Origin of the sequence: Micromonospora halotolerans (assembly GCF_032108445.1) — a bacterium.
In the GTDB taxonomy this organism is placed as follows: Bacteria; Actinomycetota; Actinomycetes; order Mycobacteriales; family Micromonosporaceae; genus Micromonospora; species Micromonospora halotolerans.
Window position 1 is genome coordinate 1,825,889 of record NZ_CP134876.1, and the last position, 15,340, is coordinate 1,841,228.

The 15,340-nt window shown below is 72.3% G+C and carries 15 protein-coding genes and 1 tRNA gene; 8 read left to right on the forward strand and 8 right to left on the reverse strand.

Annotated features, from left to right (window positions below; translation table 11 throughout):
* Positions 1-193: 193 nt before the first annotated feature.
* Together RMN56_RS08470 and RMN56_RS08475 are read right to left on the reverse strand one after the other, a co-directional pair.
* Positions 194-1,993 carry a pectate lyase-like domain-containing protein gene (locus RMN56_RS08470; protein ID WP_313723273.1) on the reverse strand — a complete coding sequence of 600 codons (1,800 nt, stop codon included), beginning with the start codon at positions 1,991-1,993 and terminating at the stop codon, positions 194-196.
* A 96-nt stretch (positions 1,994-2,089) separates the two neighbouring features.
* Positions 2,090-2,446 (reverse strand): winged helix-turn-helix transcriptional regulator, encoded by a 357-nt coding sequence (locus RMN56_RS08475; protein WP_313723274.1) that lies wholly within the window; start codon positions 2,444-2,446, stop codon positions 2,090-2,092.
* Between the two features lie 122 nt (positions 2,447-2,568).
* Between RMN56_RS08475 and RMN56_RS08480 the strand changes: the two genes are divergently transcribed.
* Entirely contained in the window at positions 2,569-3,414 is an 846-nt protein-coding gene (locus RMN56_RS08480) for an SDR family oxidoreductase (protein WP_313723275.1), read from the forward strand.
* Between the two features lie 40 nt (positions 3,415-3,454).
* Here RMN56_RS08480 and RMN56_RS08485 read toward each other — a convergent pair whose 3' ends face one another.
* Entirely contained in the window at positions 3,455-4,231 is a 777-nt protein-coding gene (locus RMN56_RS08485; protein WP_313723277.1) for an HAD-IIB family hydrolase, read from the reverse strand.
* A gap of 242 nt (positions 4,232-4,473) precedes the next feature.
* Here RMN56_RS08485 and RMN56_RS08490 point away from each other — a divergent pair, with 242 nt between their 5' ends.
* On the forward strand, positions 4,474-5,211 hold the full coding sequence (locus tag RMN56_RS08490; RefSeq protein WP_313723278.1) for a class I SAM-dependent methyltransferase: 738 nt from the start codon (positions 4,474-4,476) through the stop codon (positions 5,209-5,211).
* 433 nt (positions 5,212-5,644) lie between these two features.
* Here the strand turns inward: RMN56_RS08490 and RMN56_RS08495 are convergent, their stop codons facing one another.
* Both RMN56_RS08495 and RMN56_RS08500 read right to left on the reverse strand, forming a co-directional pair.
* Positions 5,645-6,061 (reverse strand): ester cyclase, encoded by a 417-nt coding sequence (locus tag RMN56_RS08495; protein ID WP_313723279.1) that lies wholly within the window; start codon positions 6,059-6,061, stop codon positions 5,645-5,647.
* Positions 6,062-6,414: 353 nt separating this feature from the next.
* Positions 6,415-6,723, reverse strand: a complete 309-nt coding sequence (locus tag RMN56_RS08500) for a hypothetical protein (RefSeq protein WP_313723280.1) — start codon at positions 6,721-6,723, stop codon at positions 6,415-6,417.
* Positions 6,724-6,841: 118 nt separating this feature from the next.
* Here RMN56_RS08500 and RMN56_RS08505 point away from each other — a divergent pair, with 118 nt between their 5' ends.
* Complete coding sequence (locus tag RMN56_RS08505; protein ID WP_313723281.1) at positions 6,842-7,276, forward strand: site-specific integrase; 435 nt, start codon at positions 6,842-6,844, stop codon at positions 7,274-7,276.
* A 21-nt stretch (positions 7,277-7,297) separates the two neighbouring features.
* On the opposite strand, the gene RMN56_RS08510 is transcribed toward RMN56_RS08505, so the two are convergent.
* The 3 genes from RMN56_RS08510 to RMN56_RS08520 all read right to left on the reverse strand — a co-directional run bounded on the left by RMN56_RS08510 (position 7,298) and on the right by RMN56_RS08520 (position 9,906).
* Positions 7,298-7,373 (reverse strand) — tRNA-Arg (locus tag RMN56_RS08510).
* Positions 7,374-7,807: 434 nt separating this feature from the next.
* Complete coding sequence (locus tag RMN56_RS08515) at positions 7,808-9,064, reverse strand: YbfB/YjiJ family MFS transporter (RefSeq protein ID WP_313723282.1); 1,257 nt, start codon at positions 9,062-9,064, stop codon at positions 7,808-7,810.
* A complete protein-coding gene (locus tag RMN56_RS08520; protein ID WP_313723283.1) occupies positions 9,061-9,906 on the reverse strand; it encodes an alpha/beta hydrolase family protein in 846 nt (281 codons plus the stop codon). The genes RMN56_RS08515 and RMN56_RS08520 overlap by 4 nt, the downstream gene beginning before the upstream one ends.
* 76 nt (positions 9,907-9,982) lie before the next feature.
* On the opposite strand from RMN56_RS08520, the gene RMN56_RS08525 reads away from it, so the two are divergent.
* The 5 genes from RMN56_RS08525 (at position 9,983) to RMN56_RS08545 (ending at position 15,094) form a co-directional block, all read left to right on the forward strand.
* Positions 9,983-10,582 (forward strand): TetR/AcrR family transcriptional regulator, encoded by a 600-nt coding sequence (locus RMN56_RS08525; protein WP_313723284.1) that lies wholly within the window; start codon positions 9,983-9,985, stop codon positions 10,580-10,582.
* A gap of 16 nt (positions 10,583-10,598) precedes the next feature.
* Positions 10,599-11,519, forward strand: a complete 921-nt coding sequence (locus tag RMN56_RS08530) for an alpha/beta fold hydrolase (RefSeq protein ID WP_313723285.1) — start codon at positions 10,599-10,601, stop codon at positions 11,517-11,519.
* Between the two features lie 98 nt (positions 11,520-11,617).
* Positions 11,618-12,475 (forward strand): hypothetical protein, encoded by an 858-nt coding sequence (locus tag RMN56_RS08535; RefSeq protein ID WP_313723286.1) that lies wholly within the window; start codon positions 11,618-11,620, stop codon positions 12,473-12,475.
* Positions 12,476-12,631: 156 nt separating this feature from the next.
* Positions 12,632-13,924: a GAF domain-containing protein gene (locus tag RMN56_RS08540; protein ID WP_313723288.1), complete on the forward strand. Its 1,293-nt coding sequence runs from the start codon at positions 12,632-12,634 to the stop codon at positions 13,922-13,924.
* 207 nt (positions 13,925-14,131) lie between these two features.
* A complete protein-coding gene (locus RMN56_RS08545; protein WP_313723289.1) occupies positions 14,132-15,094 on the forward strand; it encodes a hypothetical protein in 963 nt (320 codons plus the stop codon).
* Positions 15,095-15,340: the final 246 nt, after the last annotated feature.

Here is a 15,340-nt window from a genome sequence, read left to right on the forward strand (position 1 = left end):
CCTCAGTCGCGTCCGACACCCCGTCCGGGGTGGCCGCGAGCGCCGGTCCTCGATGTACGCGAGCCTATGACCGGCACACCGCGCCCGCACGATGTGCGGGCCGCAGCGTGTTCCGACGAATTCTCGTTACATCGCCCCCGAGCACACCACCGGCCGGCCGCGTCCGCGGCCGGCCGGTGTCCTGAATGGCGGATCAGGGGTAGCTGACCACCGCGCTGGTGCCGTACGAGCCGACCACCGGGGTGCCGGCCTCGTTGACGGTGCGCTCGATGCCGCCGCTGCCGTCCAGGAACACGGTGATCGCGTCGTGGAACCGCACGCCGGCCCGCCGCGGCGCCTCGATGGCGCGGTCGCAGCGGATGTCCACGCCCTGGTTGAAGTACGAGTAGACGCCCAGCCCCCACGCCTCGTGCTCGCGCACGTGGTCGGCGACCTTGTAGGAGGCCCAGCCGTTGCCGGTCGGGCTGCGCCAGGCCGCCTGGCTCGGCGGGTCGTAGGGCAGTTCGCTCTGGTAGAAGACGGTCCGGCCGCGCTCGCCGTTCCAGATGGTCTGCCAGCGCTGGTAGTGCTCGACGAAGAGCCCGTACGCGGTCACGTCGTCGCCGTTGACCACGACTCCGGTGTCGGCCGTGTTCACGGTCCACCCGATGGTGCCCGGCTTGCCGTGGTCGCCGCGCCAGGCCCAGATGTTGTCGATCAGGGTGTGCCGGCTGTTCACCACGAGGCTGGTCACCGCCCGGCCTGCGTACGGGCCGCCGATGCGGAAGAAGACGTCCTGGAGCGAGATCGGGTTGCCGGCGTGCGACCGGTGGCTGTGCCGGTCGCCGACCTCGACGAGCACGTCCGACTCGACCGGCCCGGCGTCGACCAGCACACCGGCGATCCGGACGCCGTCCACGTCCTCGACGCGCAGGGCGGCGTCGCCGGTGGTCGGGGCGAGACTCGGCATGCCGAGGCCGAGCACGACCGTGTCCGGACGCTTGACCCGCAACGCCCGGTCCAGCTGGTAGACGCCCGGGGTGAGCAGCAGGTGCCGCCCCCGCGAGAGTTCCTGGTTGATTCGCTTGGCCGAGTCGGTGGGCCTGGCGATGAAGAAGTCGGACAGCGGCAGCGACGGCACCGGCGGAGCGCCGGCGGCCCAGGTGGTGCCCGCGGTGTCGCGGCGCAGCCGGGGAACGGCCACCCGCCAGCGGCCCGCGCCGTCCACGAAGAGGTACGGCTTCTCCCGGGTCACCGGGCTGGTCGGCAGCGTCGTGTACGGCGGGTTCGGGAAGCCCTGCGCGGGCGCGCCGACGACGCCGGAGAAGACCTGGTTCCAGACCCCGTTGGTCCAGTCGCCGCCGAGTTCGCTGTCCCTGGTCAGCCACTGCTGCTGGGACCCGTTGATGGTGATGCCGTCCACTTTGGAGTCGGCGATGTAGCCGCCGCTGGAGAAGCCGCCGTTGCCGGGCTCCAGCCAGAGGATGCCCTTGATGTGCACCCGGCGCATCGGGGACGCCTGGGAGACCGCCCACTGGTTCGACCAGTCGGTCGGGCTGACGGCGAGGTTCTCCACCGAGCGCCAGAAGTTGGTCAGCGCGGAGATGCCGGCCTCCGAGTTCGGGTCGGGTTGGCCGATCACCCGCACCGCGCCGTGGATCTCCACGTCGTCGGGGTGCGCGCCCAGGCCGGCCACGGTGGTGTAGTAGCCGAGCCGGGCGTTCACCTCGTACCGGCCGGGCTTGAACAGCACGGCGTAGCGGTCGAGGCCCATCTCGTTGTGCTCCTGGCCGGCGAAGATCCGGTCCAGGTTGGACTGGATCTCCTCGACCGGGGTGGCCGGGTCGTACACGAAGACGTTGGGGCCGAAGTCCGGCTCGGCGCCCTCGCCGTGGCCGTGACCGGCCGGCGACGCGGCGGCGGATGCGGCCGGGAGCCCGAGGGCGGTGACCGACGCCGCCGAGGCGGCGGTGAGGGCGAGGAAGCGGCGGCGGGAGGGGTCTACTGGTCTCATCTGCCTGCCTGTTCGGTGATGGGGAACGGAGAGCGCTCTCTGCGCGTTCCTACCGCATCGCCATCGATCCCGCCAGACTCGACTCCGGTTCCGGAACTAGCTCCGGGCGTCGTACCGGGCCCGGGCGGCCTCCACCTCGGTCAGGTGGGTGGTGGCCCACGCCTCCAGGCCGGCGACCAGGTCGAGCAGGCTCCGGCCCAGGTCGGTGAGCGCGTAGTCGACCCGCGGCGGCACGCTGGCGTGCACGGTCCGGGTGACGATGCCGTCGCGCTCCAGGCCGCGCAGGGTCTGGGTGAGCATCTTCTGGCTGATCCCGTCGATCCGCTCGGCCAGCTCGCCGTAGCGCTTGTCGCCGCCGGCGAGGGTGAGCACGACCAGCACACTCCAGCGGTCGCCGATCCGGTCCAGGACCTTCCGGCTGCCGCAGTTCCGGTTGAACGGGTCCGCCTGCACGTGGCCACTCTCCTTCAGTGCGTACCGAACTTGAAGGTGCCTACTCTCCAACGGGAAGTAAGGCGACGGTGTTCCCGTTGGCGTGGGAAGACAGTTGATGTCGCAACCAACAGGGAGTGCTCATGTCCATCGTCGTCACCGGCGCCACCGGTCACCTCGGCCGCCTGATCGTCGAAGCGCTGCTCGACCGGGGCGTACCCGCCGACCGGATCGTGGCGCTCGGCCGGGACACCGACCGGCTCGCCGGCCTCGCCGCGCGGGGCGTGGCGACCCGGCGGGGCGACTACGACGACCCCGAATCGCTGCGGGCCGCCTTCGCGGGCGCCGAGAAGCTGATGTTCGTCTCCGGCAGCGAGGTCGGGCGGCGGGTGGTGCAGCACGGCAACGTGGTCACCGCCGCCCGGGAGGCCGGCGTCGGGCTGATCGTCTACACCAGCATCGCGAACGCGGACACCTCCAGTCTTGCGCTCGCCGCCGAACACCAGGCGACCGAGCAGCTGATCCGCGACTCGGGCCCGCCGCACGTGTTCCTGCGCAACAGCTGGTACCTGGAGAACTACACCGGCCAGCTCCCCACGTACCTCCGGCACGGGGTCGCGGGCGCGGCCGGTGACGGCCGGGTCAGCGCCGCCACCCGCGCCGACTACGCCGCGGCCGCCGCGTCGGTGCTCACGGCCGCGGACCAGGCCGGAGCGGTGTACGAGCTGGGCGGCGTCCCGTTCACCATGACCGAGCTGGCCGCCGAGGTCTCCCGGCAGGCCGGCGCCACGGTCTCCTACCTCGACCTGCCGGTGGACAAGTACACCGAGCTGCTGGTCGCGGCCGGCGTGCCCGAGGCGTACGCGGCCGTGCTCGCCGACGCCGACCGGGGCATCACCCAAGGCGAGCTGGAGGTCGGCGACGACCTGGCCCGGCTGCTCGGCCGCACCCCGACCACGCTCGCCGAGGCGATCCGCGCCGCCCTCTGACACCCGCCCCTGGCCGCCGTCCCTCGACCCGGGACGGCGGTCAGGCCGGCTCGGTCCGCAGCTTCACCAGGTCGTCGACGAGGCTCTCCACGTAGTCGGCCGTCTCCTCCCAGCGGGTGACGGCGACGCAGCGGCAGCCCATGGCCTTGACCGGGTAGTCGTTGCCGCCCACGTCGAGCCGGTCACCGACGAAGAGCACGTTGTCGATCTTCAGGTCCAGGCACTCCAGCAGCTTCCGCATGCCGTACGCCTTGTCCACACCCTTGCGGGTGACGTCGATCGAGGTCGAGCCGCCGCCGCGGACCTCCAGGTCGGGCAGCTTCGCGGCGACCGCGTCCCGGAGCCGCTTCTTCTTGCTGCCGTCCGGGTCCCAGCCGTACTTCTCGGCCGGCGGGGCGGACTGGCCCAGCGCCGAGAAGGTGATCTGACTGCCCCGGTCCTCGATGATGTCGCCCCAGGTCCTCGGCTCCCAGAGGTCGAGCGCCTGCGCCGACTCGGTGAGCGCCGCGATGACCCGGGCCTTGTCCGCCTCGCTCAGGTCCTCGGCGTAGACCAGCCGCCAGTCGCCGTCCATCCAGCGGTAGTAGCGGGTGCCGCAGGTCGGCATCAGGTGCAGCCGCCCGCGCTGCTCCTCGGTCAGGTCGAGGTGCGCCAGCACCTGCGCCTCGAACTGCTCGAACCGGCCACCGGAGATGATCAGCACATCCACCTCGGTGAGCAGGTGGCCGAGGAGCTCCGCCATCCGACGATCGATCTGGGACTTGGAAACCGCCAGCGTGTCGTCCAGGTCGAACGCCACCACTCGAAGATCGTTCACGAAGTACCACCATGTCGTCGCGGGCAAGGCCAGGACTAGCAGGGTACCGACGTGACCCACCGGCACCCCGATGGCCCGGGGCTGGCGCCCGGTCGAGGCCGCCGACCACGGCGCAGCCCCTCGCACGCAGGTTAACAGCGCCGGCGGAGGCAACCGGCCGGTTCCGGAGGCCCGTCACGCCGGCGGGGCTGCACCCTAAAAACCCGTTGGACAGGGCCGGCATCGGCGGCGATCGTGGCGCCATGCGCCAGGACGAGATCTGGGACGCCGAGACGGCCCAGCACTACGACACACCGGGCACCGGGATGTTCGCGCCGGAGGTGCTCGGACCCACGGTGGACCGCCTCGCCGCGCTCGCCGGGGGCGGACGCGCCCTCGAGTTCGCCGTCGGCACCGGCCGGGTGGCCGTCCCGCTGGCGGAACGCGGCGTGCCGGTCACCGGGATCGAGCTGTCCGTACCGATGATCGAGCAGCTGCGGACGAAGGCCGACGAGAACACGATCCCGGTGGTCGTCGGCGACATGACGACGGCCACGGCGCCCGGCGACCACAGCCTCGTCTACCTGGTCTACAACACCATCTCCAACCTGCTCGACCAGGCGGAACAGGTTGCCTGCTTCCGCAACGCGGCCCGCCACCTCGGCCCCGGCGGGCGGTTCGTCATCGAGCTGTGGGTGCCCGAGCTGCGCAAACTGCCCCCCGGTCAGCAGGCGACGGTGTGGTGCGCCGAGCCCGGCTACATCGGCCTGGACACCTACGACGTGCTGCACCAGCAGGTCGTATCGCACCACTTCCGGTTCGGCGAGGGCCGCGAGGCGCGGCTGTCCCGCAGCCCGCACCGCTACATCTGGCCCGCCGAGCTGGACCTGATGGGCCAGCTGGCCGGGTTCGAGCTGGAGTCCCGGCACGCGGACTGGTCCGGGGCCGAGTTCACCGAGGAGTCCCGCTCCCACGTGTCCGTGTACCGCCTGCCCGGCTGACCGGCGACTCCGCCCGGCACGGTCGGTCGACCGCCGGGCTGCGGCGCTCCAGGAGGCAACCGGCGGACGAGGAACCGGTGCACCAGCAGCGACATCGCCAGGCCGACGAGAAGGGGCGGCACCCAGACCTGAAGCAGGTCCCAGACGTCCGGACCCGGTCCCGCGCACGCCAGCGTCTTCTTCGTGCACAGCCTCACCGGGCCGGGCCGCTCCGGGCCCAGACCCAGGAACTCGCGGCCGAGGACCAGGGTCGCCGTCACGACCGGCACGAGGACGGCCAGGGCGTACCAGCCCGGCGAAACTCCGTCGCCGCACGGCCCCGTCCATGGATCGGGATCGTAGCAACGATCTTGCGCAGGACGGGCGACCGTGCATGTCCCCTGGTCACCGTCCGAGGCACGTTGCCGCCACCGGTGGCGTGCGGCCCGCCGCGTCAGGCAGCGAGTTGCGCCCGCAGCCCCCACCGGTCGATCTGGATCCAGTACTCCGCGATCCTGCCGTCGGCGACCCGGTATACACAGCTGGTCACCTGGATGACCGGCTGGCCGGTGGGCGCCAGCCCGTCGACGGTCCCGACGTGGACCCCGTGCTGGGTCCACCGCGCGTACACCTTGTCGCCGGAGCCGAACAACTCGTCGATCTCCAACCGGAACGGCCCGTAGGCCGCGAGCATCTCCTCGACGTGCTCGGCGTACTCCCGCGGGGTGCGGGTGATGGTCGCGGGGTCCTCGGCCTGCACCTGGTGGGCGATCACCGCGGTCGCCATCAGCCGGTCGGCCTGCCGGGGATCGGCTCCCGAGCGGACGACCTCAAGAAACTCCCGGACCACCGAGACTGGATCATGGCTCACGGATCAATCTTGTCCCACGGGATCGTTTCCGCATGGCGGGGCGTGCGCCCTGTGCGTGCCGTCACCGGGTGACGAGCACGACGATCGGTGATCAAGATGCTCACCTGGTGCCCCGGCAGGATTCGAACCTGCGACACAGGGTTTAGGAAGTGTGGACACGGGCGGAAGTCGCTCGGCAATGACCCGGCTTAACCTGCGTCGCCATGCTGACCGTCACGCCCGGGAGCTGACCCGCAGTTGACCGTCGTCGCCCACCTCTACGGGCACGCAACGGGCATGCGGACCGGTTCCAGGTCGTTCCGCTCGGCTGACCAGCCCGGCACGACCACCGCAGGCTGGTCGCACCGATGCGGCTACCAGTACGTCAGGCGGAACACGTCCCGGGCAACCAGGCCGCCCGGCGGCCGCAACGGGTCGTAGCCGTCACGGACGTACTCCGCTCGCTGATGGGAGCGGAGAACAAGACGATGGCCGGCGAACACCAGGATGAAGCCAACGGCAGCCATCGGCGCCGCCGCCTGTGGGGGCATCAGCCGTACACCCGCCGCCCGGAACGGCCACGGTAGAACAGCCAAGAGGATCGCCAAACGGTATACCCAGATGCCGGCGCGGTAGGTGATAAGCCGCCGGCACGCCGCGAACTCGTTGCTGTCGATTGACACCGCGCTAGGTTAGTCCGTGCTCGACTCTCATCGCCGGCCCTGCCGTCGCCGCTGCCCTTGTCGGGCATCCGTCGGCGCTGCCGGTTAACCGCGCCTCTCCCCGAAGCCCATCTCCGCGGTGAGTCCGCACATCGAGCTGCGGATCGGGGAAGCGCTCGCGCTGCGGCGTCGTCACCTGGACGTCAGCTCGGGTCGGGTGGCCGTCGCCCAGGCGGTGGCGCAGGTGCCCGGCGGTCCGGTCATCGACACTCCTAAGAACGACCAGCGGCGGGAGCTGGCCGTGCCGGCGTTCGTGGTGCAGCTGCTCCGGGAGCACCTGACGCCCCACGACCTGCGGGCCACGCACGCGAGCTGGGTCGCGGACTCGCACGGCGTCCTGGTGGCAGCTCGCCGGCTGGGGCACGCCAATGCCAGCGTGACGACCCGCCACTACGTCCGGGCTGTCGACGGTGGGGACGCTGAGGTCGCTCAGCACCTGGACGCGAGCGGGACGAAGGTAGCGAGGCGATCGGGCACGCAGCGGGCACGGAAGCCCCGGAAGGCGGAGCAGTGATCGTTGATCAAGGGTGTGACCTGGTGCCCCCGGCAGGATTCGAACCTGCGACACACGGTTTAGGAAACCGATGCTCTATCCCCTGAGCTACGAGGGCGCGAGGGCCTAGTTTAGCGACCTGGGCGTTCGCCCGAGGTGGCAGGGAGTGGCCCACGTCCGCCCACGTTTCCCGCGCCCCCGTTCGCCCAGCCCAGGAGCACGCGCGAGTCTCCAGGTGACTCCGGGTGATCTTGCCGGGCAGGGTGGAGCGGCCGGGCAGTCAGTCCGGGAAATCCGACGACGCACCCCTCTTTTTGCTCGCCCAGCAGGTCACCCGGGTTCTCACCCTCGGATGCGGCCATCACGTCCTTCCTTCTGCGGTGGCCGTCTCTCCTCCACCCAACCAGGCGCTCGAAGTCGGCTTCCTCGTCGCCGTCGTCGCCGCCGAAGGTGAACTCTTCGAGCAGGCGCTGGAACCGGAGGGTCGGCGCGGTGGGAACACCACCACGATGCCGGCGGGCGGGGCCGCTGCCATTGCACCTGACTACCGGATCACCCTGCATCCAGGTCCACCCGTGCGCGCTTTCCGAGGGGACGTACGCCTGCTGACCCTCGACTGTTCACCTGAGGTCTCCGGGTTGCGGCGACGAGTGTGGCTGCGGCGCACAGCGCGGCCGCCCAGACAAGCGTGGCGTCGGCCGAGGTGTGATCAGCGATGGTTCCGGCCGCCCACGGGCCGACGGTCTGGCCGGCGGCGAAGACCGTGGTGAAGGCGGCGAGGGTGGGAGCCCAGTCTTCGGGGCGGGTCGCGCCACGGATCGTCGCGGTGACAGCGGCCGGAACGGTCATGAACGTGCCGCCGTAGACCACGGCCGAGACGGCGAGGACGACGTATGACGAACTGACGAGGGGCAGCGCGCTCGCGCCGGCGAGGAGGGCCAGCAGAGTGGTGAGGACACGGGCCGGCGGCCATGCGCCGATGAGAGGGCTCCACAGGGGCGGCGCCACCATGGCACTGCTCCCCAGGAACGCCCACAGCGTGCTGACCTGCCAGGTGGGCACGGCTTCCTGGAACAGGGCGGCCGACAGGAAGGTGACGTAGGCGATGTATCCGCCTGCGAAGAGCAGGTAGGCGACGGCGGTGCGCCACAGGTGCCGGATCGCCCGTCGTCCTGTCGCGAGCTGCGGCTCGGGTTCGTCGACCCGAGCGGCGGCCCAGCTGACGGCGGTGGCGAGGAGGGCGCAGACGGCCAGTCCGGTCCAGGCCATCCGCCAGTCGTGCGGGGCGTGCGTCGCCAGGCTCGGAAGCCAGGCCGCGCTGACGGCGATGCCCAGCCCGGCTCCGGAGAAGTAGATCGTGATGGGTGCGGGTGAACGCGCGGCGGCGGCGCTGCGCGACGCGATCACGCCCCCGGCGACAAAGACCAGAGCGCCGCCGGCACCCGCCGCCAGGCGCGCGGTGAGCAGCGCCGGGTATGCGCTGCTCACCGCGGTGGCAGCCAGGGCGACGGCCGTGATCAGCATGCCCAGCCGGAAGGTCGCGGTGGAACCCCAGCGCCGTGCCGCGACGCCGGCAACCGCGGCGCCCAGCAGGTATCCGACACTGTTGGCGGTGGTCAGGGCACCGGCTTGGGCAAGGCTCCACCCGAGATCGGTCCGCATGGCCGGCAGGAGCAGACCGTAGGCGAATCGGGAGATCCCCAGGGCCGACGCGGTGCCCAGGGCGAGTCGCGCGGCGGTCCAGTAGACCCTCGGTGGCCGGCGGGAGAGTGAGCGTAGGGCCCCGGCAGCGGTGCGGATCAGGTTCACCGGATGGCGTCCTTCAGGTGCCGGTCGAGGAAGGCGATCACCGTACGGGCGAGAGCGACTCGATGGTCGGACAGGGCGTGGTCGGTGGGGAAGACGTGGTGTTCGAGCCCGGGGACGGGGTGGGCGAGGTAGGCGTCCACCAGCGGCCCGTGGTGGACGCCGGCGGGGGTGACCACGTCCCGGTCGGTGCCGATCAGCAGCACAGGGCGGGTGGCCAGCCGTGGCGCGAGGTGAGCCAGGCTCCACGCGTCCCCGGCCTCCTCCATCTCCGCGACCAGCGCCGGCGCGCTCGTGCCGCGCAGGGGCAGTAGTTCGCTCGCCCAGTCGGCGAGGTAGGCGGCTCGCGCCGCCGGGTCGCTCCGGCAGGCGGCGGCGGCCGTTCCGAGATCGAACCCGGCCACCGAACCGACTGCGGCCACGCCGGGATCGGCGGCCGCGGTCATCAGCGCGGCGAAGCCGCCCAGGCTGTGGCCGATGACGGCCAGCCGGCCCGGGTCGAGAGCGTGGGCCGTGGCAACGTCGGGCTCACGCAGGCGGGCGACCACGCGGGCGGAGTCCTCCAGCACGTGGGCCCACGACCAGGAGCCGTCCATCCCCCACGAGCCGCGGTAGTGGAACACCAGCGTCGCGTATCCGGCTCGGCGCAACGCCTGCGCGAGATCGAAGTTCCGCTCATGCCCGAGGAAGCCGTGCAGCAGGACCACGACGGGGTGCTGGCCGGCCCCGGCCGGCAGGTGCAGGACGCCCAGCAGCGTGGCGCCCGCGCTCGGGAAGGTGACGGGCACGGTGCGCGCCGCGGGTCCCTGGGCGTCGATGGGGTCGGTGACGAGGGGATCTGACACGGCCTGCTCCCTAGATGGTTCCGATCGGTTCGATGTGACGCTAGCAGCACATCGGACCGACTGGTACCATCTCTCCGTGCCCGTTCCCAAAGGCAGCAGCCTCGACCCTGGCCGCACTCGGGCGGCGATCCTCCGCTCGGCGGAAGGCATGCTCTACGAGCACGGGCTCGACGGCGTGGGCATCGCCGAACTGTGCGCCGAGGCGGGCATCTCCAAGGAGACGCTGTACCGCCACTTCGGGTCCAAGGACGGGCTCATCCGCTCCGTCCTCGAAGCCCGCAGTGACCGCGTCACGCGCTGGCTGACGCAGGCGGCCACCGACGCGGGCGACGAGCCGGCGGCCCAGCTCGCCGCGGTCTTCGACGCCCTCGGCGTCTGGTTCAGCGAGCCGGGCTTCCGCGGCTGCGCCATTGTCAACGCCGCCACCCAGCACCATGCGACTCCGGCCAGCACCATCGCCGCCCGCCATCTCGGCCGCTACCTGGACCTCTTCACCGCGATCGCCGACCGGGCCGGAGCCGCGCGTCCCGCCGCGCTGGGACGGCAGCTTCTCCTGCTCCTGGAAGGCGCGACCGTGGTCGCCGACCATCTCGAAGGCCCCGGCGCCGCGGACGACGCCCGCGAGGCGGCACTCGCCCTCCTGAACAGCGCGGCCAAACGGCCCGCCGGCAGCTAGACATACCGGAGGACAGATGTCGGACACCCCGTCGGACGCCGAACTCGCACGCTCCCTGAAGGGCGGCTTCGTCAGCAGCCACGCCGAGGTCAACGGCGTCCGCCTGCACTACGTGGCGGGTGGCCGAGGTGAGCCGCTGATCCTGCTGCCGGGCTGGCCCCAGACGTGGTGGGAGTTCCACAAGATCATGCCCGCCCTCGCGGCAGGCCGTCGGGTGATCGCCGTCGACCTGCGGGGCATGGGCGGCTCGGACAAGCCCGCGGACGGGTACGACAAGAAGACCATGGCCGCCGACATCCTCGCGCTCACGCGCCACCTCGGCCACGACGCGGTGGACATCGCCGGACACGACATCGGCGGGATGGTCGCCTTCGCCTTCGCGGCCAACCACCCGGCAAGCACACGCCGGATAGCGCTCCTGGACATCGCCCACCCCGACGAGCGGTTCTACAACTACTCACTCCTGCCCGTGCCCGGGCGCCAGCAGGTGGGCGGCGACATCCACGCCGGGCCGGGACGGTTCCTGTGGTGGTTCGCGTTCAATCAGGTCCCCGACCTGCCTGAACGCCTGCTCGTCGGCCGCTCCCGCCTGCTGGTCGACTGGATGATCGACTACCTGGTCGAGGACCCGAGCGCCATCGGCGACCGCGACCGGGACATCTATGCGCACGCCTACTCCACCGTGGAGGCGATCCGCGCCGGCAACGCCTGGTACCGGGCGTTCGGCCAGGACATCGCCGATGGGAAAACCTACGGCCCCGTACGCGCACCGTTGCTGGGCCTCGGCGGCGGCGAAGGCGGTTACCAACTCCTCAAGGCGTTGCTGCCGGACAAGGGCACCGACGTCGAGGTCGCCGCCGTGGTGGGCAGCGGCCACTACATCCCCGAAGAACGACCCGAGGCCGTCGTCCAGCACCTCACTCGCTTCTTCGCCTGACGCACCGCAAGCGCCCGTTCGGAGGCTCGCCCCGATCGGTGGCCCCGCGTTGCCGAACCGTGACCGCGACGGGAAAGGCTTGTCGGATGCTTCGGGGGATGGCGGGCGTCGGCCTGCCCGCGCTGCGGCGCACGGTGACGCATCCGGCCGCCTGGTCGTTGCCGGCCATGGCACTGCTGGTGCTCGTGGCCATGCCGTTCAACGACGGCTTCTACGATTTCTGGGTCAACTACGACGCGCAGGGCGACGCGCAGCAGTACGAGCGGATCAACACCACGCGGATCTTCCGGCACACCTCGGGATTCCTCTGCGGACAGTTGTTGGCGCTGCTGGCCGGGGCCGCCCTCGCCCGCCGGAATTCCCAGGCCAGGGCGCTCGCGGTGGCGGTTCCGCTCGCGGTGTTCCTGGCCGGCGTGAGCTTCGCCGTCGCGTACCCCCTCGCCCGGGCCCGCGCGGGTTCCTTCTTGACGACACCGCCGCTCGACGACCCGGTCCTGTTCCGGGTCCTCCTGTGTGAGCTGGCTGCCTACCCGCTCTACGCCGCCGCTGGCGTCGGCCTCGGCGCGCTGCTCGGACGCCTGCGGCGACGCGCAACGCGCTGGCCGCTCGTGGTCCTGCTCCTGCTGGGCTGGTTCGTCTCCACCATGACCGGGCTGCTGCAGGACGACCGGTTCAACGCGCCAGCCGGGCTGCTGTGGGCCGTCCCACCGATCGCGGCCGGCACGGCGGTCGCACTGGCCGGGCTGTCGATGGATGTCTGGGCCGGACCGGCCGCCGTGCTGGTGGGCGACTGGGGACGCAACGCCAGTACCGCCCTGCTGGTGAGCGCCGCGGCGTACGCCCTGGGGTTGAATCTGCTCGCCGGCTGGGCCGGGCGTCGCCCTCGACCCGGCGTCGAGCGGCCGCACGGCGGGCCGGCGCGACGGGCGGGAAGGCCCACCCGACCCGGCCGGTGACGTGTCGCCCTTCGCTGCCGGCGGCTCCGGCTGCCCGGGCCGTGCTGCCGGTACGCCGCACGGCGGCCTCGTGGCCTTCCCCGTACTCTGACGACGGTCACCGAACGGCGGATCATCAGCCATCCGACGAAGCCGTGCGGGAGAGGGGGACCAAGCATGACGGCGGTACCGGGCCAGCGGTCGACGACGGTGAGTTCGTCCGTTGCCGGGCAGGCGGCGGAGGAGGATCTGCGCGCGCTGTTCGGGCAGTCCATCGCCGTTTTCGCGTCGCTCGCGGGGCCGACGCATGTGGTGGAGTCGGCGAACCCGGCGTTCTTCGCCGCCATCGGAAACGAACGGGCGCGCACCGGGGTCCCGATCCCCGAGTTGATGCCCGAGCTGGCGGATCAGGGGTTCATCGCCCTGCTGGATGAGGTCTACCGCACGGGTGAGCCCTACACCGGCCGTGACGCCCGGGTCGTGCTGGGCGCCGGCCCGCACGCGCGGGAGGCGTTCTTCGACTTCACCTACGAGCCGCGCCGCGACGCCAGTGGCACGGTGGCCGGGATCCTCGTGATCGGCGTGGAGACCACCCAGGTCAAGCAAGCTCAACGGCTGATGGTCGAACACCGCGCCATGCTGGAGCAGATCGCCCGTCAGGCGCCCCTGACCGAGGTGCTCGGCGGGATGGCGCGCTGCATCGAGAACCTGGCACCGCAGCAGATGCTCGTCTCCGTGCTGCTCGCCGATCCCGACGGCCGGCACCTGCGCCACGGCGCCGCACCGAGCCTGCCCGACTTCTACAACGAGGCCATCGACGGGATCGCCACCGGTGAGGGTGTCGGCTCGTGCGGCACCGCCGCGCACCGGCGGGAACCGGTCATCGTCACCGACATCGCCACCGACCCGTTCTGGGACGACTTCCGGGACCTGGCCGAGCGGGCCGGGCTCGCCGCCTGCTGGTCGACACCGATCCTGGCCCGCGACGGCGGCCTGTTGGGCACCTTCGCCATGTATCACCGCACCCCCCGCGTCCCGCAGGACACCGACCTCGCTCTGGCCCGGGTCTTCGCCGGCACCGCGGCCCTGGCCATCGAGCGCCACCACGTCGAGCAGGCGAAGGCGGCCGCGGAAGCACGCGCCAGAACGGCGCATGAGGAGCTGGCCAAGGCGGTAAACGCGGAGCGGCACCTGCGCGCCGAGGCCGAGCAGCGCGCCGCCGCCGCCGCGGACCTGGCGGACCGGATGCGCGCCGCCGCGGCCGCTCAGGCCGCCCGACCGCATCCCGAGCACTGCCAGCTCGGCGGCGTCCAGGGGTGCACCGCACCGGCCAGGATCAAGGTCGCCGATTCGTGGGGCGACGCGGCGTGGGGCTGTGAGGCTCACGTCGAGGAGGCGATCCTCAACGTGCGGTCGGTGTTCATCGCCAGCGAGGAGCTCGGCGGCCTGGCCGCCTACCTCAACCGCTGAGTCGCCGGTCCACCCAGGTGCCCGCGCCGGCTGGCAGTGACGGGCGTTGGGGCTCGGACGCGGTGCCTCCTGTTCCGGTCAGTGTCCGCTCCGGTGTGTTGGCGGCGCCGGACCGGTCACGCCGGGCACAATCACGGGCATCGACGTGAAGAGGTGCTCCTGCGGAGGTGCCCGTTGACGCGGTGTCCAGGCCGACTGGCTCGGTGGATGCTGCGGGGCGCCCTCCTGTGCGGCGGCTTCGTCGGTGCGTGGGGCCTGCACGACGCGGTGGCGCCCGACGCGGCTCAGGCGGCCGAGCCGGCTCGGCCCTGCGTCCTGGCGGACCTGCTCGACGACACCCGGGCACTCGTCGGGCAGTCCGTGGTGGCTCCGCTGCGCCTGCCGGCGCCGTCGTCGACCGGGAGCGGTGGAGTCGACACCGGGAGCGGTGGAGTCGACACCGGGGGCGGCCCGGCAGCGGCGGACCCGGGCCGGCCGACGGCGGACGGCCGACGGGTGCGTCCGGCGACGGTCGCGCCGTCCCCCGTGGAGCGGGCGGGTGTCGCCGAGGTGATCGCCCCGGTGACCCGGTCGGTCGTGGACCTGGCGTCTCCCGTCGTGGAGGCGGTCGCACCGGCGCGGCTGCTGGAGCCGGTCACCGACGTCGTCCGCCCCGTGACCGAGCCGATCGCCGACCTGCTGCCGCCCGTCCTGGCCCCGGTGCTCGACCTGACCGAGCCCATCCTCGGGCCACCCGGCGCGCCGCCCACCCCTCCCGAGGATCCGATCGCTCCCACGCCCGCGCCGGCCGGTCAGACACCGGCGGCGGGCACGCCCGCAGTGTCCACCCGCCCCGCTACGCCGGCCGTCGTGCGCCCGGCGAAGGCCGCGTCACCTCGACCGGCGTCCCGGTCCGCGGGCCGCCACGAGGTGTCGCCCGGGCCTGCGGAGGTGCGGATGCCGCCGCCCGGGAAGTCCGCTCCCGCCCCCGGCGAGACGCCCCTCACCCCCACCGCACCCACCCCGCCGGCCACCACGGCCGGCTCGGGTGCCGGCACCGGTGGGCCTGGCATCCCCGCCGAGGGCTCCGCTCGGGCGTGGGATCCCGAGCTGCGGCTGCTGGGGTACGACCGCGGTCGCGGTGACGCACTCGTGAACCGGGCGAATCCGCCGGATCCCAGACCCGCCTGAAGCACCTGCCGGTGGACGACCCGGACCACGCCGGAAACGGCGGGCTGCCCGGCAGCGCCGGGCACCAGCGCCGGCGGGCGGATGAGCCCAGCCGGCCGGCTGACCGGTCGTCGCCGCCGTCCGCCTGACGTCGCGACCCATCCGTGACGACGCCCGCCCTCGGCCGGCGTCACCGCCCACCGCCAGGCCCGCCCGACCCGGAACCGCGGGACGGCCCCGCCCGGCGCACCTCGGCAACCGCCGTCC